Genomic DNA, 23146 nt, shown 5'->3' on the forward strand with positions numbered 1-23146 from the left:
AAAGACACAAAGGGCACAAAGAATTGTTTATATAATTTCTCCTTTGTGGTGATTTTCATGGTTCGGTTTTTATTCGCCCAGCGTGAGGACAACCTTGCCGGCGCTCACGTTGTCCCGGAGCAGGGCGTGCGCGGCGGACGCCTCCTCCATCGGCAGGACTTTGAAAATGGTCGGGCGCACCTCGCCCGCCTCGATTTTCGGCCAGACGTCGCGGACGAGTTCGGCGAGTATTCTCGCCTTCGTCTCCGGCGGCTTGCTGCGGAGCGTGCTGCCGATCAGGCGGATGTTTTTCATGAACATCGTCCGCAGGTTCACGGGTGTGATGTCGCCGGCGAGCGTCGCAATCATGATCCAGCGGCAGGCGTAGGCGACGTGGGGGAAGCACTCGCCGACCTTCTCGCTGCCGAGACAGTCAATGGCGAGGTTGAGCGGGCGGCCGGCATCCGCCTCGCGCTTGAGCACGTCGGCGATGTTCTCCTTGGAGGTGTCAACCACCACGTCGGCCTTGAGGTGCGCGATCATTTTGGCCTTTTCGGCGTCGGTGACGGTTGTGATGACGCGCAGTCCGAAGGCTCTCGCCACCGGAATAATGACGCTCGCCAGGCCGCTCGCGCCGGCGTGCATGAGGAAGGTTTGCCCGGCCTTCGCGCCACCCTCGATAAACAGGTTCAGGTAGGCCGTGGCGAATGCCTCGGGCAGCGCCGCCGCCTCCGTCAGGGGCAGGCCCTTGGGAACGGGCATGAGCATCGAATGATGCACCGCGACGCGCTCGGCATAGCCGCCGCCGCCGAGGAGGGCGCAGACCTTGTCGCCCGCTTTCCACGCGCACTGGCGTCGGACCGTTTCCGGCACCTCCACGATTTCGCCGGCGACCTCCAGCCCCGGCCAGTCGGGCGCGCCGGGAGGCGGCGGATAATTGCCGTCCACCTGCATGAGGTCGGCGCGGTTCACCGCGGCGGCGCGCACATTGACGAGCACCTCGCCGTCCTTGAGGACGGGGTCGGGCACTGTTTCACAGAATAGTTTATGGTCTTTGATGATGATGGCTTTCATCGGAAATGATTCTTACCCAGCCCAGTTGAACTGGGCATTTTGCTTTTTGACGATTTCGGTGAGACGAACGACCTCCAGCGCGTCGGAATTTTTTATGGGGAACGGAACGCCGCCGCGAATGGCCGCGTGGAGATGGCGGGCGAGTTCGATTTCCACATAATCCCACATGTTCACGTCCGGCGTGACGGCGCGGGTCTCCTCAATCCATGGGAGTTTGTCGGCGCCCTCGTGCCAGGGGCCTTCCACCGGCGGGGTGTCAGCGCTGGCGGACGCCGCGCCCCAGTGAAAATCCGGCGCGAGATAACGGAGACGGATTTCCTTTTGCTCCTGTCCGCAAACCAGCGAGCCCCTGTCGCCGTAAATCACGCAAGAGGGCGCGGGCAGCGCGACGGAGTTGCTGATTTCGATTTCGGCGACGACGCCGTTTTCCGCCGAGAGCAGGACGCGCATGTGGTCGTCGGCGTCGCCCGGCGTGAGCACGCGGCGCAAATAACTCCACACGCCGCGCACCGGCGAACCGCCGAGCAATTGCAGCGCATGGTCGAGCAAATGCGGCCCCCAAACGCTGAGCTGCCCGCCGCCGCAATCGAGCCGCGCCTGCCAGTCGCCGCGCCGCATGAAAACGTGGTGCTTGCTGAGTTTCACCGCGTAAATTTTACCCAGGATGCCCTCGCGGACGATTGCGAGCGTGTTTTGAAACGCCGGTTCGAAGCGGTGGTTGTGCCCGCAATAAAGTTTGCCGGGATGCTCGCGGGCGAGCCGTTGCAAGGTCGCGTAATCGCGCGCGGTGACGCCGATTGGTTTTTCCAGCAGGACGATCTTGCCGGCGGCGATCGCCTGTTCGGCGTGGCGGGCGTGGTCGAGCGAGCGCGTGGCGATAATCGCCAGTTCCATGTCCGGGTCGGCCAGGAACGCCGCGAAATCCGTGCAAGGTTTTCCTTGATACTTCGCGGCGGTTTCACGGGCGCGGGTCGCGTCGGTGTCGCAAAAGGCGACGGGTTGGTAGCGGGCGCTGTCCTTCGAGAAAAAACGGCAGTGTTGCGCACCGATGCGACCGAGGCCGCAAACGCCGAATTTGATGGGTGCCGAGGAGAATTTCATGGGACGAATGGGACTTATGCGACGAATGAGGTGATGCCGGAGGCGGCGAGGAGGACTTTCTGGACGAGACAGTCGTGGCGGCTGTCGAGGAGGAGGTCGGAGGCGGCGGCGGGTGTTGTTTCGCCGCAGATGGCTTTGGCGAATTCGAGCAACTGGTCCTCGTAGCGGTCGCGGACGGGGCCAAAGTCGAGCGTGTGCGAGCCGGCGGCGCGCTCCTCGTTGCCCTCGCGCAGGACGAGCGACATTTGCAGAGGCTTGCCGTCGTAGCGTTCCAGCGGGCAGAGTTCGACGCTGCCCTTCGTGCCGCAGATTTTCAGGCGGCGGCGGTCGAGGCCGTCCACCTCGCGGCTGCACGCGCGGAGCGTGACGGTGGCGACGGGATATTCCAGAATCGCGACGCAATTTGTGTGGGCGCCGGGCGCGTCGCCGGGGGCGTTTTTCAGGAAGGGGAAAACGCCGGCGGGCGCGCCGAGCAGCGAGACGACAAAATCAATCAGGTGGCAGCCGAGGTTGAACATGAGGCCGCCGCGAAAGTTGGCGATGTAGTCCGCGTAGGAGGCGTTGCCGTAGTTGTGGCTCATGCTGGCCTGAACCTCGAAAATTTCGCCGAGCCAGCCGCGCCGCGCGGCGTCGAGGATCCAGCGCATGGCGGGGTTGCCGCGAAACATGTAGCCCATCTGAAAAGGCAGGCCGGCGGCCTCGTAGTCGCGGCGGAGTTGAACGAAGGGGAGCAGCGCGCCGCCGCCGGGCTTGTCCATGTGGATCGGGAGATTGCGCGCGAGACAACGCCTCGCCGCCGGCACCAGCTCAAGGTTGGGCACCTCGACCGCCACAGCGTCCAGGCCGGGCAGTGCGAAAAGCTCCTCCTCGGTCAGACGGGGAAGGCCGTCGTAGGCGGATTCTTCCTTGTCCCAATGGATGTAATTCGCGGCGCGTGTCGTGGCGCGGTCGTCCACCACGCCGACGATTTCAAAGGCGTCCGGGAGCAGGCGCAGCGAGCGCATCTTGCCGGCGGCGTGCTCGTGGCTGACGCCGAGCTGGGCGATTTTAAGCGGTTTCACTTGAGTTTCCTCCAGTCGAAGACGGCGCCGACGGGGAAGGTTTGCGGAGCTTGCGCGAGCGACGAATAGATGGCGGGGGCCTCGGCTGGCGAATACACGGCGGAGAGGATTTTCGTCATGTCGAGCCGTCCGTCCGCCATGAAATCGAGGACGGCGCGGGCGTCGTCGCGCCAGGTCCAGGCGTGGGGGCGCGAGTCGTGCTCCGGGCGGGCCTGGGTGTGCGCGCCGATGATTTCCACGCCGGGGCGGTGAACCTCCTGATAAAAATCAATCGCCGCGTCCGAGACGCGTGTGCAGCCGAGCAGCGCGACGCGCCCGAATCGCGCGGTGAACCCAAGCGCCTGTTTCAGCGCGACGGCCTGTCCCGAGACCTCGATGACCGCGTTCACGCCGCCACGCGACGCCTCGCGGACTTTTTCAACATAATCGCCATCCGCCGGGTTGAACACATGGTGCGCGCCGAGCGACAGCGCGAGTTCCCGGCGCGCGGCGCTCAAGTCCGACGCGATGACGGGCGCGGCTCCGGCGACACGGCACAGCGCGACCGCGAACACGCCGAGTATCCCCAGCCCGACGACCGCCGCGCTTTCGCCGATCTCAAGCCGCGTCTTGCGCAAGCCGCCGAGCGAAAATCCCGCTATCACGCCGAAGACGGCGTGCTCGGATGGCAGCGCGCCGCCGGTAATTTTCGCGAGACTGTTTTCGTTTATATAATTGAAATTGGAATGGCAACTGCCCCAGTGCGTCAGCACGCGGTCGCCGGCCTTCACGCCGCGGACGTTTCTGCCGGTTTCGACGACACGCCCCGCGCCACTGTAGCCGAGGCGTTTCGGGAACTGGCCGGGCAGCGCGCCGGGGCCGCCGAGGTTGGGCAGGTCCATCAGGTTGGCGCGCTCGGTGCCGGCGCTGATGGCGGAAATCTCGTTGGCGACGAGCACCTCCTCGTCGGCGATTCTGCGCAGCGGCTCGTCAATCAATTCCGCCTTTCCGACGGAGACGAATTGGATGATTTTTCGATTCATGATGTTTTGTTTTATAACTGATGTTACGCGGTCGAATGTCTGAGGGTAGGGCGAAGCCTCCGGCTGAGCCGTGGCGACTCACGGCTCGGCGGGACGCCTCGCCCTACCCGCTCCGCGTAACATCAGTTTATAAGTCTTGATTTTCACCGGCGGTGGCGGTGGCGAGCTGGTTGTATAAGGCGGGATCGTAATCAATGAGGTCGTTGATGCCGCGCAGGTGGCTGACCGTCACCCAGGGGAGCCAGGCGCGGTGGCGGCCTTTCCCGCGGGGGAGGTCGAGCCAGCAGTGCTCCTGCTGCCAGCCGGGGCCGCGCGTGCCGCGGTGGTCGCCGGGGCGGCCTACCATCGCCTTGGTGTTGTGAAGGAGAATTTTGGCGACGTCCATGTAGTGCGGGTTGCCGGTTTCGCGGGAGAGGCGGGCGTAGCTTTCCACGTCCCAAGCCATGTAGGCGTCGTCGCCGGTGTGGCCGGTGGCGACGAGTTGCATGCCCACGGTGGACTGCCCGATGGGCCAGTGGATTTGGTCCTGCGTGGCGTCGGAGGGCATGGGGATGTTCCAAATGCGCATCCACGTCTCGGCGATGTCGGCGGCAACTTGTGCGCGTTCGAGCCATTTGTTGTCGCGGGTGACGGCGTGGAGCGCGAGGTAACCTTCGAGGGAAATCGTGGCGGCCTCCTTGTCGATCACATCGGGGTTGTCGATGGTGCCGCCGGTGAAGCGGGCACGGGCGTGGCCGCTGTTCCACGCGAACTCGCCGGCGCGGAGGGCGGCGTCGAGGTAGGGCTGGTGTTGGGTGAGGCGATACAACTGCGCGTAGAAGGGAATGGCGTTGAAGGTGCCGGTCGGAGAGCCGTCGAAGAGTTCGCCGGTGAGGGCGCGCCAGGAGCGGGGGAAGCCGCCGCCGGGCTGCTCCTGCGTGAGAAGCCAGTCGGCAAACTTGCGCACCCAGGCGAGCCAGTCGGGATGCGTTTTGCCGGCGCGTTGTTCGCGCTCGCAAATGCGCATGAGTGATTTCATGTCGTCGCAAAAACTGCGGAGGAAAATGTCGTCGTCCTCTGTCACCGGCTTGGTGATGGCGCGTTGGGAGACGGCGTAGTCGCCCGATGAAAGAACGAAGCCCTCGGCGACGGGCGGGTTGACGGGCAGGCGGAGGAAGGTGGCGATGATTTTTTCGGCGGCCCGCCGCATCGCTTGGGAGCGCGGCGCGGCAGGGTCGCGGGCGGCCTCGACGAGCATCATTTCCGCCGCGCCGATGGAGTAGCCGAGGAAGCCCATGATGATTTTGGTGTCGTCGGAGGACGGCGGCTTGGGGTTGGCTTCGGAGGCAATGACAAAGCGCTCGCCGGCGCGACCGCCGTTTTCGACGTAGTTTTCCATCAGCACGTCCACGAGGCAGCGGCGGAGGATTTCGAGGGGCTGCGGGTTGACCTGCGGCTTGAGCGTCTGCCAAGCCCAGCGCCAGTGGGAGGCGACGAGGTCGTTGGTGTCGCGGGCGGTGGAGAGGCGGAAGGTAACCTCGTAGCGTTGCGTGAAGCCGTCCTTCAAGGGGCTGAAACGGTAGCGCCAGAGCTGGACGGCGGAGGTCTTGTGCGCCTGGCCCTTGGGGCCATAGGAGAGCGTGCCCTCGGAGCCGGGGAAGGCGTAGCCGATGGCGGTGGCGTTCGTCCCTTCCTCGGCGATGATGGAGCCGAAGCGGAAATCCTCGCTGGCGAGCGGCTTCAAGGTGAAGCTGAGGCCGTCGGCGGCGTTGGTGGCGCCGTCGGGCGCGGAGTCGAGGACGGCGACGCTGGCGCCGTTGGGCAGGCGCGCGGCGAGGAGCGGCGCGGGCAGCCGGTCCTCGCGTATCCAGACGGTGTAGTTGCCGGGCTTGTAATAATTGGCGGCGCCGAAGGAATTGTCGCGGAGGTGGTCGGAGTTGCCGTAAATCGCGCCGGGGACGAACCACTCCATTTCCGGCCAGGGTTTCGCGCCGCCGACCCGCAGTCCGATGACACTGTTGAAGCCGCCAGGGGCGTCGCCGCGCACGCGCACCTCGCGGCGGAGACGGAGGGTGTCGCCGGAGACGGTCCAGCGGTCGGTGAAGTCGAACTCGACGGAGTTGTGCGGCGGCAGCTTGCCGGTGCCGGCGATTTTCGCGCCGAGCGTGCCGGCGCCGAGCCATTCGCCGGGGGCGGTTTCGCGCAACTGCGAGTAACCGGCGCGCGCGGGCGCGAGGCCCTTTTTGGCGGCGCCGTTCCAGAACGACACGCGCAGCGGCGCGTTCTGGGAAAGCGTGGCGGCGCCGGAAGCGGCCGCGAGGCCGAAGGTGCCGTCGGCATTTTTGATGACGGAAACACTGACGGCGGCGGGTTGTTGCGCGGCGGCGGCACCGGCGAAAAACGCGAGGGAAGCGAAAAGCGGGAATGAGAATCGGGTGTGCATGGGAGGGAGGATGAGAATTGGATGGGAATTAGGATTTGGGAAGTGAGGCGGCGGCGGCGCTGGCGGGCGCGGTCCGCGCTCACGGTTGCTTTTTTGCGCGGCGGATTTTGGCGGTGGCGATCCACACACCGTTGTTTTTCGGGAGGCCGGTGATGGTGGAGACGGCGAGAAGCGTGTCGTCGTCCACCTGGCAGAGGGAGTTCCACGCGGCTTGGGCGCCCTCGGGGAGATCGGGGAAGGGTGTCGTCGGGTTGGCGAAATTGCGCGCCGAGGCGTCGCCGACAACGACACGGAGGTTGAGCTGTTTTTCGTTAAGTCTCCGGTATTGGCAGGAGAGAACGGTTTCGCCGGTGTCGAGCCGGATGAGGTAGGGGGCGCCCGCGCCGCTGACAGGGCGGGCGGGGTTTTTCTCGGGCGGAAACACCTCCCAGCGACGAGTGCTGCCGCCATCCACCACGGCGCTCCAATCCTCGCAGGGGCGGATGATGACGGGTTTATACACATGCTTGTCCCCGTCCCTGGCGACGACGCCGGTGTCCTCGATGGAAAACACGAGGGTGCCGTCGCGCAGCAGCACGGGCACGGGCATTCCATCGCGATTGCCCTTGCGGTAGCAGGCGACAACCGGCGGGAGGAAGGTGGCGCCGTTGTCGAGGGAGCGGAGCACGGTGATGTCCTGGTCGCCGTCGGGCGTGGCGGCCTCGTTGGAAAACCAGACCTGCAACTCGCCGGAGGGAAGCTGGAACGGGCAGGGTTCCCAGCAGCCGGTGCGCCACGTGTCGCCGGCGACATAGAGGTCGCGCCCGGCGCTCCAGGTGGCGCCGCCGTCGGAGGAAAACGCGCCCATGATTTTATAGGGCAGGTGGCCGTCGCGGACGACGGGGCGGGCGTTCCAGGTGTAGAAGAGGCGTCCGTCGGCGAGCTCGATCATCTCGGAGTTGACGTAGCGGTAGTCGGGATTTTCTCCGGGGGCGGCGGCTTTTTCGGGAGTGGCGACGCGGATGCGCGGCCCCCAGGCGGTGGCGGAGGCGGAGGGTTTCTTTCTTATATAAACGGCGGTGTCCTTGACGGGGCCGTCGGCCCAGACGAGGGCAATTTCGCCGTTGGAGAGGCGCTTGGCGCGCCCGTAGCCGCCGCGGGCGAAAAACTCGGTGTTCGCGGTGTCCCAAACGAGCGCGAGCGGGGCGGCGGCGGACGCAGCGGTGTTTTGGGAGGGCATGGCAACCGGCCGGCCGGGCGCGACAGGCGCGCCGAAGTCGGGGAAGCCGTCCGCGGTCCACGTGAACGGTTGCGCGAAGATGGCGCGCGCCCAGCCGTTGGCGCGTTCGCGTTTGGCGTGATAGACATGCCAGAATTGCGTGCCGTCAGGCGAGGTCGTGAACGAGCCGTGGCCGACGCCGAAGGTTTTGTCAGTGGGTGAAAAAACGGGTTTCGGGTGCTTGCGCCACGCGCCGGGGTTGAGGGGGTCGTCGCCGACGAGTTCGAGGAGGCCGAGTTTATAGCTGGGTTGCCAGGAGCCGCTGGCGGAATAGATAAGGAAGGTGCGCCCGCCGTGCTGGAGGATTTGAGGACCTTCGTTGAGGCCGAGGCCGTCGTCGGTTTCGCCGACACGCTCCCAGAGATGGTCGGCGTTGCCGCAGAGGCGGACGCGGTTGCCGGAAACCGTCCACGGGTTGCCCATGGGCGCGGCGTAGAGCCATTGCCCGCCGTTGCCGGAGCCGGCCTCCCAGCCCGACCAGATGAAATAGCGCCTGTCGCGATGCGTGAGGACCGTACCGTCTATGGCCCAGCGATTTTGGGTTTTCTCCGCGACGTTGTCGCCGGTGTAAAGCTCGGCCTTGAAGGTGTAGTCGCCGAGCGGATCGTCGGTGGCGGACTCGAGGACGATCATGCGGTGGCTGGCGTTGTCGCCGTCGGAGGCGGCGGCGTAGATATACCAGCGACCATCGAGGAAATGGAGTTCGGGCGCCCAGATTTGCCGCGAGTGCGGGCCTGACGCCGGGGCGCGCCAGACGACACGGCGTTCGCCGAGCGAGGCGGGCGAGTCGGATTTGCAGATGGCGACGCCGAGGTCGTTTTCCGACTGGCTCCAGTAATACGCGCCACCGTGCCGCGTGATGAACGGGTCCGCGCCGACGGCAATGGGGTTGGTGAACGTGCCTGCCGAGGCGTTTTTGCCGGTGAAGAGCACGTCGGAGATTTCGGCGGCGCCGGTGGCGCCGGAGACGGCGGCGGCGACAAGAATTTCGATTGCGCGCAGCGGCAGGTGGAGGCGGTCGTCATTCGCGCCGCCCCACGACGCCTTGCCGAGGCTGGCGAGGAAAGGCACGGTGATCTCGCTGACCTCGCCGCGCGAGATGGTGTGCTCCTGCTGGTGCCGCTGGCCGGTCGCGTCAACGAGCCGCACGTAGAGGCGCTTCTGGTCGGTTTTGACCTTGAACGTCGCGAGCGTCGCCCCGGGAAGCGCGATTGGGCAGGAGGCGGCGACGAAGCGTTTGCCGCCCTTGGAAAAATCGCCGGTGAGGATGATTTTTTCGCCGTCAACGCGCAAGGAGCCGGTCGTTTTCGGGTCGGGACCGCGGTCGTATTTCCACTCGGAAACGCCTGGGCGGCGCGAGGCGGCGTCGCCGGTGGAAGGGGAAACCGTCGGTTGGCGAACAGGCTGGCGCGCCGCGGCGGCGATGCGCTCGGCGACGGCGGCGGTTTCGTCAGCGGTGGCGGTGGCGAGTTGTTTGTATAAGGCGGGGTCGTAGTCAATGAGGTCGTTGATGCCGCGCAGGTGGCTGACGGGGAGCCAGGGGAGCCAGGCGCGGTGGCGGCCTTTCCCGCGCGGAAGATCCAGCCAGCAGTGTTCCTGCTGCCAGCCGGGGCCGCGCGTGCCGCGGTGGTCGCCGGGGCGGCCCACCATCGCCTTGGTGTTGTGGAGGAGAATTTTGGCGACGTCCATGTAGTGCGGGTTGCCGGTTTCGCGGGAAAGGCGGGCGTAGCTTTCGACGTCCCAGGCCATATAGGTGTCGTCGCCGGTGTGACCGGTGGCGACGAGTTGCATGCCGACGGTGGACTGCCCGATGGACCAGTGGATTTGATCCTGCGTGGCATCGGAGGGCATGGGGATGTTCCAAATGCGCATCCACGTCTCGGCGATGTCGGCGGCAACTTGTGCGCGTTCGAGCCATTTGCTGTCGCGGGTGACAGCGTGGAGCGCGAGGTAGCCTTCGAGGGAAATCGTGGCGGCCTCCTTGTCGATCACGTCGGGGTTGTCGATGGTGCCGCCGGTGAAGCGGGCGCGGGCGTGGCCGCTGTTCCACGCGAACTCGCCGGCGCGGAGGGCGGCGTCGAGATAGGGCTGGTGTCGGGTGATTTTATACAACTGGGCGAAGAAGGGGACGGCGTTGAAGGTGCCGGACGGGGAGCTGTCGAAGAGTTCGCCGGTGGTGGCGTGCCAGGAGCGGGGGAAGCCGCCGGCAGGTTGTTGTTGAGTGAGAAGCCAGTCGCCGAATTTGCGGGTCCAGGCGAGCCATTCGGGGTGGTCGCGCCCGGCTTTTTTCTCGCGGGTGAAGGCGCGCATGAGGGATTTCATGTCGTCGCAGAAACTGCGGAGGTAGATGGGTGTTTTTTCGGTGAGCGGCCTGGCCATGGGGTTTTGGTCGGCGGCGAGGGCGCCGTTGTTTTCGCCACCCAGCACGAAGCCCTCGGCGACGGGCGGGTTGACGGAGAGGCGGAGAAAGGTGGCGACGATTTTTTCGGCGGCCCGCCGCATCGCTTGAGAACGCGGCGCGGCGGGGTCGCGGTCGGCCTCGGCGAGCATCATTTCGGCGGAGCCGAGGGCGTAGCCGGTGAAGCCGAGGACGGATTTTGTGACGGCGGACGCCGGCTTGGGATTGGCCTCGGAGGCGATGACTTGGCGGATGCCGGTGACGCCGTCGTGCTCGACAACGTTTTCCAGAAGCACGTCGGCCATGCAGCCGCGAAGGGTTTCGACGGGCTGCGGGTTGACTTGCGGTTTGAGCGTTTGCCAGGCCCAGCGCCAGTTTTGCGCGACGAGGTCGTTGGTGTCGCGGGCGGTGGAGAGGCGGAAGGTGACTTCGTAGCGGTGGACGAAGCCGTCCTTCAACGGGCTGCAACGGTAGCGCGAGCGCTGGACGGCGGAGAGGTTGAAGCGGTCGCCCTTCGGCCCGTAGGTGAGGGTGCCCTCGGTGCCGGGGAAGGCATAGCCGATGGCGGTGCCGGTGTCGCTTTTTTCCTCGGCGACGATGGAGCCGAAGCGGAAGTCCTCGCTGGCAAGCGGATCGAGCGTGAAGCTGAGGCCGTCGGCGGAGTTGGTGGCGCCGTCGGGGACGTGGTTGAGGACGGCGACGCTGGCGCCGTTGGGCAGGCGCGCGGCGAGGAGCGGCGCGGGCAGGCGGTCCTCGCGTATCCAGACGGTGTAGTTGCCGGGCTTGTAATAATTGGCGGCGCCGAAGGAGTTGTCGCGCAGGTGGTCGGAGTTGCCGTAAATCGCGCCGGGGACGAACCACTCCATTTCCGGCCAGGGTTTCGCGCCGCCGACGCGCATCGCGATGACGCTGTTGAAGCCGCCGGGGGCGTCGCCGCGCACGCGCACCTCGCGGCGGAGTCGGAGGGTGTTGCCCGCGACGGTCCAGCGGTCGGTGAAGGCAAAGGAGACGGCGTCGTGCGGCGGCTGCTTGCCGTTGGAAAAATAGTTGCCGCGCATCACGCCGGTGCCGAGCCATTCGCCGGGGGCGGTTTCGCTCAATTTGTCGTAGCCGCGGCTTAAGGATGATATTCCTTTTTGGGGCGCGCCGTTCCAGAGCGACACGCGCAGCGGTCCGGGCTGGAAGAGGGCGGCGTCGGCGGAGACATTGAGGACGGCGAGGCCGAAGGTGCCGCTTGGATTTTTGGTGGCTTTGACGACGAGCGGGGCATCGGCGGGTGGCGGCGTGGCGGCGGCGCTGGCGGCGGTGAAGACGAGGGCGAGGAGGGTGGCGAGCGGGCGCTTCATGGGTTGATGAACGAGGGCTGCGGTTTTTCACCAGCGCCAGGCGAAGGCGAGGTTCAGGGCGTAGTCCTGGAGGGGACCGGTGAGGGTGGCGGAGAGGTTGGCGGCGGCTTCGAGGCGGGGGTTGAAATTGATGGCGGCTCCGGCGCCGGCGGTGAGGGCGCCGCCGGAGAGATCGTCGGTGACCTCGTGGCGGTCGCGGAGGCGGGTGCGCTCGTCGTCGTAATAGCGGAGGATGGCGGTGGCGCCGCCGCCCTTGATTTCGTGGTCGTAGTCGAGGCGGAGGGAGGGACGGAAGGCCCATTTGCCACGGAGGAGGATGCGGCGGGAGAACTGGACGCCGGCCCCGGCGCGGATGGAGGTGAGGTCGGCAATGTCATAGACGCGGTGGGCGGAGTCGGTGACTTGCTTTTCGACGCTGGTAATGTGGGCGGAGAGGCGTTCGCGTAGGTCAACGAACCAGCCGGATCGGGTCTGGAGGGTGTAGCCGAGCGAGACCGCGGCGCCGGCGCCGGTGGCGCCGATGCGGAACTCGTCAACGCCCTCGACCTGGACGGCGTGGCTGGTTTTGGCACCGCGAAGGATGGTTTCGACGTGGAAGGCCGCGTTGGGCTGCCAGGCGAAGGAGGCGGCGAGGGCGTTGGTCTTGGTGTGCGTCTCGGCGTCGGGGAGGCGGAGCTGGGTTTCGGTGAAGTCGGTGTAGATGCCGTAGGCGAGGGTGGATTTTTTGCGGCGGGCGGAGGCGGCGGAGGGGGTGAGGTTGACACCGGCGGCGAGGACGCGGGTGGTCGCCTCGGCGTCGCGGTAGAGCGGAGCGGTGACGGTGTCGTGGCGGTAGGCGGCGGCGACGAACCAGTCGTTGCCGGGGCGGGGGCGTCCGTTGTTGAGGAGGCGGAGGGAGGCGAGGCGGTCCTGGACGAGGCCGAAGGAGGATTGGGCGGCGATTTGAAGGGCGGCGTTGATGCCGGCGACGGCGGGGACGACGGGCACGAAGCGCTTCTGGCCGAGGAGCCAGTTGTCGCCGTCGCGGGTCACGTCCCAGCCGAAGATGGCGTCGGCGTCGGCGCCGGTGACGCTGACGGCGAGGTCGGCGGTGTTGCCGCCGGACTCGATCAGGACGACCGAGGACGGCGCGGGGCCGTTGACGGGGGAGGAGCCGTCCTCGGAGGTCTCGCTGAGGGAAACGGCAAGGGTGCCGGTGCCGGCGAGGGAATCAGTCAGCTTCAAATAGTCTGACGAGAGGATGACGCCGAGGTTGGAGTTGACAGTGGCGGAAACGAGGAGCGCGCCGTCGAGCGAGAGGGACACGGCGGTCTGGCGGGTGCCGCGCAGGTCGAGCGTGGCGCCGGGGGCGACGAGGAGCGGCGAGGTGGCGGAAAACTGGTTGTTCGCGCCGGCCTTGAGGGTGCCGGCGGCGACGCGGACGGCGCCGGTGTTGCCGAGCGCGGCGGCGAGGGTGAGCACGCCCGCGCCGCGTTTCTCAAAGGCGCCGGCGCCGGTGAGGTTCGGGGTGTGGGTGGCGGAGGTGGCGAGGTTGAGGGCGAGAGTGCCGCCGGCGTCGGCGGTGACGGCGCGGGCCGCGAGGGCGGCGGGGGTGGTTTCCAAGACACCCTCGGCGACGTGGTAGGAGAGCGAGGCGGAGTTGCCGGTGTTGGTGAGGACGAGCGTGCCGGCGCCGGCCTTGGCGAGCGTTTTGCCCGCGCCGGTGATGGAGCCCGTCCACGTGGTGGTGGCGCCGGGGGCGACGGAGAGGACGCCGTTTTCGTCGAGGGCGAGAGGGCGGTTGGAAACAAAGCCGTCGCCGGTGATTTCGAGGGCGGCGCCGGAGCCGGTGAAACGGACCTCGCGGTTGAGCGAGAGGAGGCCGAGCCGGGTGTTGTCATTTATGCGCAAGGTGCCGCTTTGCAGAAGAGTGCGGCCTGCGTAATTATTGGAGCCGGTGAGGGTGGCGGTGCCGCCAGCGCCGGCGTCAACGACGACAAACAGGCCCTGCTGCGCGGTGGTGGTGCCGCCGATGGAGGCGAGGGTGTCGCCGTCGCGGAGGGTGAGCTTGTCGTTGGAGCCGATGACGGCGCCGCCGGTGCCGGTGACGCGGAGGTTTGTCCAGTCGAGCGCGTTTGTGCCGGTGGCGCCGTTGAAGCCGGGGGTGACGGAGAGGTCAAGAAAACCGCCGTCGAGGATGAAGGTGTGCGCGGTGGCCGCGGCGGCGGCGGGGGAGAAGTCGCGGAGCAGGACGGCGCCGTCCACGACGCGCGTGACGGCGGTGGCGGCGAGGAGGTTTTCGCCGGCGGTGGCGGCGGAGAGCGTGAGCGCGCCCGCGCCGAGTTTGGCGAGCGTGCCGGTGCCGGCGATGCCGCCGGAGAGGGTGACGGCGTGGGGGCCGGTGTCTATCGCGGGAACGGAAGCGGACGGGCCGTCCGCGCTCCATAGCGTGAAGGTGTCGGAGAACGCAAGGGCTCCGAGGGCGCGGAGGGTGCCGCTGGCGAGGGCGAGGCCGGCGCCGGCGGTGTTGAGCTGGGCGGCGGAGGAGATGGAGACGAGGCCGGCGTTGAGCGCGACACCGCCGGAGAAGGTGTTGGCGGAGTTGTCAAATATGAGCGCGCCCGCGCCGTTTTTCACGAGTTTGCCGGCGGCGCCGGTGATGAGCGCGCCGTTGACGGCGGTGTCGGCGGTGAGGGCCGCGCCGGTGAAGGCGAGCGTGCCGGTGTTGTCCACGAGCAGGTCGGAAACGGTGACGGCGGAGTCCAGGGCGATGCTGGCGGACGCCGCGCCGGTGAAGCGCACGGTGTCGCCATCCTGGAATTTGGTTTTGCCGCCGGTGTCGCCGTTGTAGCCCTGCCAGTTGGCGAGGCCGATGTTCCAGCGGGCGGTGCCGCTGGCGCCGGTCCACTCCATGTAGCGGGAGTCGTCGGCGCCGTAGATGTAGAGGAGGGTGCCGCTGGCGGCGGCGAGTTCGCTGACGATGCGCAGGGAGTCGTCAACGAGGACGCCGTTGACCTCCAGGTTTTTCACGGCGGCGAGGGCGGCGGCGTTGCCGAGGGCGTAGGTGCCGGAGCCGATGACGCCGAAGGAGAGGGCGACGATGTTCGAGGCCGTGGCGGTGGTGACGGCGCCGGTGACGTTGAGGATGTCGGCGGCGCCGCCGGCGTGGATGGCGAACTGGACGCGGGTGGTGCCGGTGAGGGTGAGCGGGCCGCCGATGGCAAGCGTGCCGGAAGCGGAGGCGGCGTTGTCGGCGGCACCGACGAGGAGCGCGGCGTTGCTGACGGTGACGGCGCCGGTGAACGCGCCCGCGCCGCCGGCGGTCGCGCCGGGCGCGACGGTGAGCGGGCCGCCGAGTTTCGCGCCGCCGGCGAGGAGGAGGGAGCCGGCGTTGACGGCGGCCGGGGCGGCGAAGGCGGAGTTATCGATGGTGCGCAGGATGAGTTTGCCCGCGCCGGTCTTGACGAGCGTGCCGGAGCCGGCGAGGACGGCGGCGGACTCGACGGTGAAGCCCTGCGTGTCGAGGGTGCCGCTGGCGGCGGCGAGGGCGAGTGTGCCGGCGAGGGTGCCGGTGGAGCCGAGGATGTCGCCGTCGGCGCGGAGGGTGGCGGGGCCGGTGAAACTGACGGTGCCGGAGGCGTCGCCGAGTTGCGCGGCGCGATTGAAGGCGAGTGTGCCGCCTTCGATGTCGAGGCCGCCCGCGAAGGAGCCGGCGGCGTTGTCAAATATGAGCGTGCCCGCGCCTTTTTTCACGAGCTTGCCGGTGGCGGCGACGGTGCCGGAGGAGCCGAGGGAAACGCCGCCCGCGACGCCGTCCACCGAGGCGGCGGCGGCGCTGGCAGTGATGGAGCCGCCGGTGAAGGTGAGCGCGCCGGTGGAGGCGACCTCAATGTCGCCGGCGGTCACACCCGCGGCGGCGATGGCGACGGTGCCGCTGGCGGCGGCGGTGAAGCGGACGGAGTCGCCGTTGACGAAGTGGGTTTCGCCGTAGGCGGAGGTGGCGGCGTCGCTCCAGTTGGACGCGAACGTGTCCCATGTGCCGCCGTTCGCGCCCGTCCACGACATGCGCAGGTTGCGGTAGGAGGCGGCGAGGGTGATGTCGGTCGAGGTGAAGGTGGCGGCGATGCTGTTGCGGCCGGTGAGCGCGCCGCCGTTGACGGTGTAGGCGAAGTTGGCGGCGCCGGCGGTGACGCTGCCGGCGGAGATGATGGTGTAGGTGGCGTTGTCGAGGTTGAGGAGGTTGATGGTGGTGGTGCCGCTGGCGGCGACGGTGCCGCTGAGGGCGAGCGACGCGCCGGAACCGGCGGCGGCGAGGTCGAACTCCAGGCCCGCGCCCTGCGAGAGAGTGAGGTTGCCGGCAATGGAACCGGTGGTCACGGAGAGCGTCTGGCCGGAGACGCGGGCGAGGTCGCCGGCGTAGGCGGCGGTGTTCGAGAGCGAGACGAGCGGGACGGAAGAGGCGGAGGGTGCGGTGAGACGCCCGGCAGTGAGGTGGAGGGCGGGAATGTTGACGAGAGTGCCGGAGAAGGTGAGATTGCCGCCTTCCATCACGATGGCGCCGGGGCCGACGATCGTGCCGCTGAAAGTAGCGGGATTGCCCGGGACGCCGAACCAAGTGGTGTGCGAGAGGGCGATGGTGTTGGGGATGGCGGAAGCGGCGTTCACGCCCATGACGCGGACGCCGGTGCCGGTGACGCTGAGCGTGCCGGTGCCGAGCGCGGCGGTGTTGTTGATGCGGAGCATGCCGGCTTCGACGCGGACGCCGCCGGAGAAGGTGTTGGCACCGGCGAGGCCGAGGATGCCGGAGCCGGTTTTGACGATGGCGCCGTCGCCGGAGATGACGTTGGCGATGTGAACCCACTGGTCGTCGGCGCCGAGGCGGTCGGCAAAGACGGTGACGGTGTCGCCGACGGTGGCGCCGAGGGTGATGGCGCCGGCGCCGGTGATCTGGCCGGAGCCGATGATGGCGGAGTTGTGCGCGAGGGTGATGGTGCCGGTGTTGGAGAGGATTTGGGCGGTGCCGACGACGCCGTCGAGGCCGACCTGGAGGGTGCCGCCGGTCTGGATGGAGAGGGTTTTGTTGAGGTCGCCGCCGGCGGCGGAGGCGAGCGCGCCCTGGCCGCCGAAGACGGCGCCGGAGGCGACGGTGATGTCGCCGCCGAGTTTGGCGGAACCGGCGAGGAGGAGGCGTCCGGCCTGCACATTGATGGCGCCGCGCTGGGCGGAGGAGTCGCCGTCGGCGAGGACGAGGGTGCCGGCGTTGCCGGGGGTGTTGTTGATGTTGATGACGGTGTCGGCGAAGGTGCCGGTGCTGATGGAGTCGTGGGTGCCGGAGACGCCGCCGATCTGGACGGTGGCGTCGGAGGCGATGTTAAAGTTGGCGGTGGCGGAGGTGGCGAGGTAGAGGAAGCCGCCGAAGGTGCCGCTGGTGGAGGCGAGGTTGCCGGAGTGGGTGGCGGTAATGGTGGAGTTGTAGTCGAGGAGGCCGCCCTCGGGGAGGGCGATGGCGCCGCCCTGGCCTCCGTTGGTGATGTTGTCGGTGAAGATGGCATCGTCGAGGGTGAGCCAGACGTTGGCACCCCGCGCGTAGAGGGCGCCGCCCTGGCCGCCGCTGGTGTTGCCGGAGAAGGTGACGCGGGTGAAGGTGGAGCGGTTGGTGCCGCTGGCGGCCTGGCCGGAAAGCCAGATGGCGCCGCCGTTGCTGGCGGAGGTATTGCCGGAGAAACGCGAGTCGGTAAAGGTGTAGTCGCGGGCGGTGGCGGCGGCGGGGTTGTTAATCACAATGGCGCCGCCGTAGCGGGCGGAATTGTTGTTGGAGAAGGTGGCGCTGGTGAAGGTGGCGACGGCGCCCGCGCCGAACAAAATGGCGCCGCCGTCGCGGTTGGTGAAGGTGGTGGAGTTGGAGGCGAAGAGGGCGCCGTTGATGGTGAGGGTGCCGGTGCCGGCGACGTTGATGGCGCCGCCGTTGGCGTTGGCGGTGGTGCCGGTGGAGTTGTTGTAGAAGGCGACGTCGGTGAGGACGAGGTGTCCGGCCTGCTGATCAATGGCACCGCCGGCGGCATCGGCGGAGTTGCCCCGGGAGAGGTCGGAGGCGTTGCCGAAGGTGGCGCTGGTGATGGTGGTGGTGCCGGTGGAGAAGGTTTGGAGGGCGCCGCCGGCGATGGAGGAGTTTTGCTCGAAGACGGCGCCGTTGATGGTGGCGCGACCAGCGGCGGTGATGTGGATGGCGCCGCCACCCTGATTGGCGGTGGCGGTGGTGGTTTTGTTGCCGAAGAAGGCGACGTCGGTCATGGCGACGGTGCCGGCGGCATAGACGACGAGGGCGCCGCCGCGGTTGTTGGCGGTGTTGCCGCGCGAGGGATCGCCCTGGACGCCGAAGGTGGCGGAGGCGAGGATCGAGTTGGCGGTGCTGTTGTAGAGGATGGCGCCGCCGAGGGTGGAGGCGGTGCTGGAGAGGAAGACGGCGTTGGCGATGTCGGAGCTGGCGCCGGTTTCGATGGCGACAGCGGCGCCGCTGGTGGCGGTGTTGTCGTAGAAAGAGGCGTTGCGGAGTTTGAGGAATCCGGTGTTGGAGGCGTAGAGGGCGCCGCCGTAGTTGTTGTTGGTGTTGCCGAGGGCGGGGCTGGCGGGGTCGCCGAAGATGACGTTTTGCAAGTCGAGGGTGCCGGAGGCGCTGATTCTGACGGCGGCGCCGCGGCCGGCGCCGGAGGTGGTGTTGGAGATGAAGACGGTGGTGCCGCCGCCGGTGGTGCGGAAGACGGCGCCGGCGGTGGCGAGGTGGATGGCGCTGCTGGTGCCGGTGGCGAGGTGGTCGAAGGTGTAGGTGACGCCGTCGGCGACGTCGAGGACCTGGGTGCCGGTGACGGTGAGGCGCGCGGGAGCGTTGCCGGTGGTGGTGATGGCGGTGGTCTGGGCGAGGGCGGAGACGGCGAGGGCGGCGAGGGCCAGAATGCCAAGGAAGAGGGGCCGGATGGCGCGGGCGGCCTGACCGTAAAGAGGGTTGCCACGGATGATTGTGGCGGGCGGGGGAATTTGCGGACGGTTCATGGCGGTTTTGGGATTTGCAGTTGCTGGATTTGGGATTTTTCGCGGGCGACGGGCCGGGACCGGCCTGATTACCATTCGCCTTTCACGGAGAGGCTGATGACGGAGCCGGTGCGCATGTAGCGGCTCATGACGAGAGGGCCGGGGGCGATGTTCTTGAGCTCCACGTAGGGGTCGTCGAAGAGGTTGCGGATGCTGAAGGAGACGGTGTAGTGGCGGCTGAGGCGCCAGTCGCCGCTGATGTCGGTGCGAGAGCGGTGGCGGTTGAGGCTCAGGCCGGTGGTGGAGAAGGGGTAGGTGTCGTTCCAGTTCCAGTTGATATTGAAGCTGACGCCGCGGTGGGCGTAGGTGAGGCCGGCGTTGACGGTGTGGGGGACGAGGCCGGAGACGTGTTTTTCGTCGGCGGCGGGCTGGAGGATTTCGGCGTAGGTGCGGGTGTAGCTGGCGCGGAAGGTGACGGGGCGGAAGGCGGGGGCGATGAAGCCGAGGTCGCGGCGGAAGGCGAGTTCCATGCTGCGGATGGTGACACCGGCGGCGCTGTTGAAACGGCTGCTGACCATGTAGCCGGGGTATTCGGCGGCGAGGGCGGGGTCGTAGTCGGCGACGGGGGTCAGGTTGCTCTGGATTTTGTTTTGGACGTTGTTCTGGTAGAGGGCGAGGGAGACGGCGCCGGCGCCCTTGGGATACCAGGCGAGGCGGGCGGCGAAGTTGCGGGCTCTCTCGGGCTTAAGGTGCTTGTTGGCGATGCGGATGATGCTGTCGTCGTTGTCCACGATGGTGACGCCGATGAGGTCGCCGTAGTCAGGGCGACGGATCGTGGTGCTAAAGCCGAGCTGGAGGTTCAGGTTGGCGAGGATGTTGTATTTGAGGGAGGCGCTGGGGAAGAGGTGGTCATAGTCGCTTTCCTTGCGTATCCAAGGGCGGGAGAGGAATTGGTAGTCGATGCCGGGGATGGTGACGGCGCGGCCGTCGGCGTTGACGATGGCGCCGGCGGCCGCGCCGCCCTGCCGGTATTGGAGCTGCTCCCCGGCGGGAAGGCTGTTGACGTAGTCGATGACTTGCTGGGAGGTGTAGGAGTCGGCCTCGCGGATTTGGTTGGTGGTGTTTTCGTAGCGGAGGCCGGCGCGGGCGGAGATGCGTTTGTTAAAAAAAGTGGTGGTGGCCATGAGGTAGCCGGCGTCGACGCGTTCGATGAAGTTGCGGTGGTAGGTGACGCGGGCCGCGTAGTATTGGTCTGCGGTGGTGACTTTGGAGAAGAGTTTGTCGGCGGGGTCGAGGCCGGCGTCGTCGCGGTAGGCGTCGGCGATGGCGGAGGTGTCGGGCGTCCAGACGGTGCCGCCGCCGGTGGTGGCGAGGGAGACGCCGGAGCGGCCGAAGTCGTAGTCGTAGGGGCTTTTGAAGTCGGCGTGGGAGGCGTTGGCGGTGTAGGCCCATTGATTGAGGTTAACGTTTTCGTCGAAGGTGCGTTTTTCCTCGCGGCTTTTGACGCCGGTTTTCCAGTGGACGGGCCAGAGCCAGCGGGTCATGAGGGAGGCGTTGGCCTGGGCGTTGAGGACCTTGGCGGTGGTTTTGCGTCCGTCCTCCATGTAGATGGCGCGGTCGCCGGTGTAGGAGGCGCCGTCGGCGAGGTCGGGGCCGCCGAGTTGGGTGATGGTGTAGTCGGGGGAGGCGAGGCCGGGGGAGCGGGTGACGCGGTAGGCGACGCCGGAGGCCCTGCCGCGAACGAGGTAGGCGGCGCCTTTTTTGCCGTAGGAATCGCCCTCGGATTTGCTGTCGGCGTAGCCGACGCGGGCGTCAATGGCGAGGTTGCGGGTTTTGTATTCGAGGCGGGCCTCGGGGGAGACGTAGCGTCCGGACTGGACGACGTTGCGGGATTCGGAGGTGACGTAGCTGGTGGAGACGCCGGTGACCTCGAAGGCTTGCATGGGGTTGTCGCCGGCGACGATGGCGAGGGAGTTGGCGGGGCGGGCGGCGTAGTTGGCGCCGATGGGGGTGTCGAGGATGAGGTTGCGCTGGCGGTGCCAGAGGTCGGAGACGCTGTAGTTGAGGGAGGCGCCGAGGGCGAGGCGGGGTGTGACGCGCCAGTCGGCGCGGATGGTGGAGGCGAAGCGGTGGTTCACGCGGGGGGTCTGCCGGAAGGTGATGCCGGCGGGGACTTGGAGGCGGGGGTCGTTGGCGTCGGGGGCGAAGTTGATGTCGATGACGGTGTCGTTGGTGACGGAGTAGATGTTGCTTTCGCTGAGGTCCACGAGGAGGCCGAACTTGCCGCGCTTGGCGACGGAGAAGCTGGCGAGGAAGCCGGGGCGGATTTTGAGCGTGCGGCGGTCGTCGTCGGGACCGAGGGTTTTGTCGAAATCGAGGGCGGAGGAGTGGGCGTTGAGGACGATGCGGGTGGCGAAGTGGACGCCGCGGCGGTCGAAGGCGGACTTGCTGCGGAGGTTGATGGTGCCGGCGGGGGCGTTGGCGTCCACGTCGGCGCTGATGGTGCGGGAGATTTCGATGGACTCCATGCTGTTGAGCGAAATGAGCTCGAAGGTGGTGGAGCGCGTGGAGTTGGCCATGTTGGCGACGGTGGTGGAGACGCCGTCCACGGTGACGTTGGTGTATTCGGAGGGGAGGCCGCCGATGCTGACGCTGGTGGCTTCGCCGGCGGTGGAGTTGACGATGATGCCGGGCATGTTGCGGAGAAACTCGCCGATGTTACCCTCGGGGTCGCTGCCGAAGAGGTCGGACGAGACGGAGGTGCCGACATCCATCGAGGCGCGCTCGCGCATGACGACCTTGGCCTGGCCGGTGGCCTCGGAGGTGACGGTGAACGCTTCCAACTGGACAACCTTGCCGTCGGCGTCGGCTCCGCCGGGGGCGGCGGCGGGCAGCTCGAAGTCCAGCGTGGCGGTGGCGCCGGCGCGGATGGCGACGGTGCGCGTGACATCGGGCAGGCCGGCGTAGCTGAGCACGAGCGCGGCCTCGCCGGCGGGCAGGCCGGAGATCTGGTAGAAGCCGCCGGCCTCGGTGAAAACGGTCTCACCGGTGGCGGTGGCGCGGATGAGCGCGTCGCGCACATACTCGTCGGTCGCGGGATTGAAGACGCGCCCGGTGACGGCGCCGGTGACGGCGTTCGCGGCGGGCTGCGCCCGCGCCGGCGGAAACGGCGCGGCGACGAGGACGAGGAGCAGGGCGAGCACGGGGCGGAATGCCGGCGGAAGCTGGCGCGGGGCGGAGTGGCGGACGAAGGGGCTCATGCAGCCATGGTAGCAGAAACGTTTTCAACCTCGTAATTGAAACTCAAAAAAAATTTTTGAGTTTTTGGAAAATTTTCAGAAAACAAATGTTTGTTTTCACATGAAGAAGAAACCGGACATGATAAAAATCCAGGAGCTTGCGCGGTGCGCCGGGGTTTCGATTGCGACCGTCTCGCGTGTTTTCAACCACCACCCGAACATCCGGCCCGAGTTGCGGCAGCGCGTGTTCGAGGCGGCGCGCGAGCACGGCTACCAGCCGCGGCTTTCGCTCAAGCAGAAGAACGTGGTCATCATCACGCCCTACAACGCCGTGTGGCCCGTGCAGGGCTGCGTGGACATGATTTTGATGGCGCTCACGCAGGAGCTGCCGCGGCGCGGCTTCCGGCTGGAGATCCTGCCCGTCAACAACCGCGAGCGGCTGGGGGAAATCCAGTTTTGCGCCGCCGTCGCCATCGGGGCGGAACCGGCGGACTTTGCCGACTGGCCGGGGCGCTTCCCCGTCCCGCTGGTCATCCTGGACCGCGACGGCAAGCCCAAGCCGTCGCACGTGTTTCACGTCCGCTCGGACGAGGCCCAGGGCATGAGGCTCGCCATCGCGCATCTCCACGAGAGCGGCTGCCGCAAGATCGGCTGCATCATCCACGGGGACCCGGGCGCGGGCAACGCCGCCCTGCGGCACGCGGCCATCCTTCGCGCGCTGGAGACGCGGAAACTCCCCTGCGACGACTCACTGGTCCTGTTCTCCGGCGCCGGCGACGAGCGATACGTGGAGTTGATTGGAAAACTCTTGAAGCGCGGCGTGGACGCCCTGTTTTGCCCCGGCGGAAACGCCGGCATCATCGCGCTCCACGCCTTCTCGCTCTACGGGCGGCGCGTGCCGGAGGACGTCTCGCTCATCGCCTCGGAGCAGACCTCTTTTTCCCAATACACCGTGCCCCCGCTGACGACCATTTCCCCCGACTATCCGACGATGGCCGCGGCCACCGCCGACGCCATCGAGGCTCACCTGTCCGGGGACACCCCGCCGGCGCGGACGGTGCTGCCGTATGGCTTGCTCAAGCGCGAAAGCGTCGTCCTGCCACAAACACCGGCGAGAAGAAGGACGTGAAAAGGAAGCAGGACCAGCCCGCCGCGGCAGGATATGAGAGCGGGAGGAGTTCCTCTTTGCGAAGGTGAAAAACCGCCGGGTGAGGGCCAGCCGGCGAGTTTCCAAGACAGGA

General features: G+C 67.4%; 9 protein-coding genes. 1 reads left to right on the top strand and 8 read right to left on the bottom strand.

Annotated elements, in window-relative coordinates:
* Positions 1–69 precede the first annotated feature (69 nt).
* The 8 genes from OH491_RS07605 to OH491_RS07640 form a co-directional block, all read right to left on the bottom strand.
* The gene (locus OH491_RS07605; RefSeq protein WP_068772319.1) at positions 70–1053 is read right to left on the bottom strand and encodes an NAD(P)H-quinone oxidoreductase; all 984 of its coding nucleotides are present in this window, start codon (positions 1051–1053) and stop codon (positions 70–72) included.
* 12 nt (positions 1054–1065) lie between these two features.
* Positions 1066–2154 (bottom strand): Gfo/Idh/MocA family protein, encoded by a 1089-nt coding sequence (locus OH491_RS07610; protein ID WP_068772318.1) that lies wholly within the window; start codon positions 2152–2154, stop codon positions 1066–1068.
* Positions 2155–2168: 14 nt separating this feature from the next.
* Complete coding sequence (locus OH491_RS07615; RefSeq protein WP_068772317.1) at positions 2169–3215, bottom strand: Gfo/Idh/MocA family protein; 1047 nt, start codon at positions 3213–3215, stop codon at positions 2169–2171.
* Positions 3212–4237 carry a zinc-dependent alcohol dehydrogenase gene (locus tag OH491_RS07620; protein WP_068772316.1) on the bottom strand — a complete coding sequence of 342 codons (1026 nt, stop codon included), beginning with the start codon at positions 4235–4237 and terminating at the stop codon, positions 3212–3214. The genes OH491_RS07615 and OH491_RS07620 overlap by 4 nt, the downstream gene beginning before the upstream one ends.
* Positions 4238–4364: 127 nt before the next feature.
* Complete coding sequence (locus OH491_RS07625; protein ID WP_068772315.1) at positions 4365–6659, bottom strand: hypothetical protein; 2295 nt, start codon at positions 6657–6659, stop codon at positions 4365–4367.
* Between the two features lie 79 nt (positions 6660–6738).
* Positions 6739–11661, bottom strand: a complete 4923-nt coding sequence (locus tag OH491_RS07630) for a family 43 glycosylhydrolase (protein ID WP_068772314.1) — start codon at positions 11659–11661, stop codon at positions 6739–6741.
* Between the two features lie 27 nt (positions 11662–11688).
* Complete coding sequence (locus OH491_RS07635; protein WP_342750956.1) at positions 11689–18687, bottom strand: beta strand repeat-containing protein; 6999 nt, start codon at positions 18685–18687, stop codon at positions 11689–11691.
* A 68-nt stretch (positions 18688–18755) separates the two neighbouring features.
* The gene (locus tag OH491_RS07640; protein ID WP_342750957.1) at positions 18756–21926 is read right to left on the bottom strand and encodes a TonB-dependent receptor; all 3171 of its coding nucleotides are present in this window, start codon (positions 21924–21926) and stop codon (positions 18756–18758) included.
* A gap of 100 nt (positions 21927–22026) precedes the next feature.
* Between OH491_RS07640 and OH491_RS07645 the strand changes: the two genes are divergently transcribed.
* Positions 22027–23034 (top strand): LacI family DNA-binding transcriptional regulator, encoded by a 1008-nt coding sequence (locus OH491_RS07645; RefSeq protein ID WP_084442578.1) that lies wholly within the window; start codon positions 22027–22029, stop codon positions 23032–23034.
* The last annotated feature ends 112 nt before the right edge of the window (positions 23035–23146 follow it).

Origin of the sequence: Termitidicoccus mucosus (assembly GCF_038725785.1) — a bacterium.
Taxonomy (GTDB): domain Bacteria; phylum Verrucomicrobiota; class Verrucomicrobiia; order Opitutales; family Opitutaceae; genus Termitidicoccus; species Termitidicoccus mucosus.

Coding starts and splice junctions, on each gene's coding strand:
- OH491_RS07640 (WP_342750957.1), bottom strand. CDS start 21,926: ATGAGCCCCTTCGTCCGCCACTCCGCCCCGCGCCAGCTTCCGCCGGCA.
- OH491_RS07630 (WP_068772314.1), bottom strand. CDS start 11,661: ATGAAGCGCCCGCTCGCCACCCTCCTCGCCCTCGTCTTCACCGCCGCC.
- OH491_RS07635 (WP_342750956.1), bottom strand. CDS start 18,687: ATGAACCGTCCGCAAATTCCCCCGCCCGCCACAATCATCCGTGGCAAC.
- OH491_RS07620 (WP_068772316.1), bottom strand. CDS start 4,237: ATGAATCGAAAAATCATCCAATTCGTCTCCGTCGGAAAGGCGGAATTG.
- OH491_RS07625 (WP_068772315.1), bottom strand. CDS start 6,659: ATGCACACCCGATTCTCATTCCCGCTTTTCGCTTCCCTCGCGTTTTTC.
- OH491_RS07645 (WP_084442578.1), top strand. CDS start 22,027: ATGAAGAAGAAACCGGACATGATAAAAATCCAGGAGCTTGCGCGGTGC.
- OH491_RS07605 (WP_068772319.1), bottom strand. CDS start 1,053: ATGAAAGCCATCATCATCAAAGACCATAAACTATTCTGTGAAACAGTG.
- OH491_RS07610 (WP_068772318.1), bottom strand. CDS start 2,154: ATGAAATTCTCCTCGGCACCCATCAAATTCGGCGTTTGCGGCCTCGGT.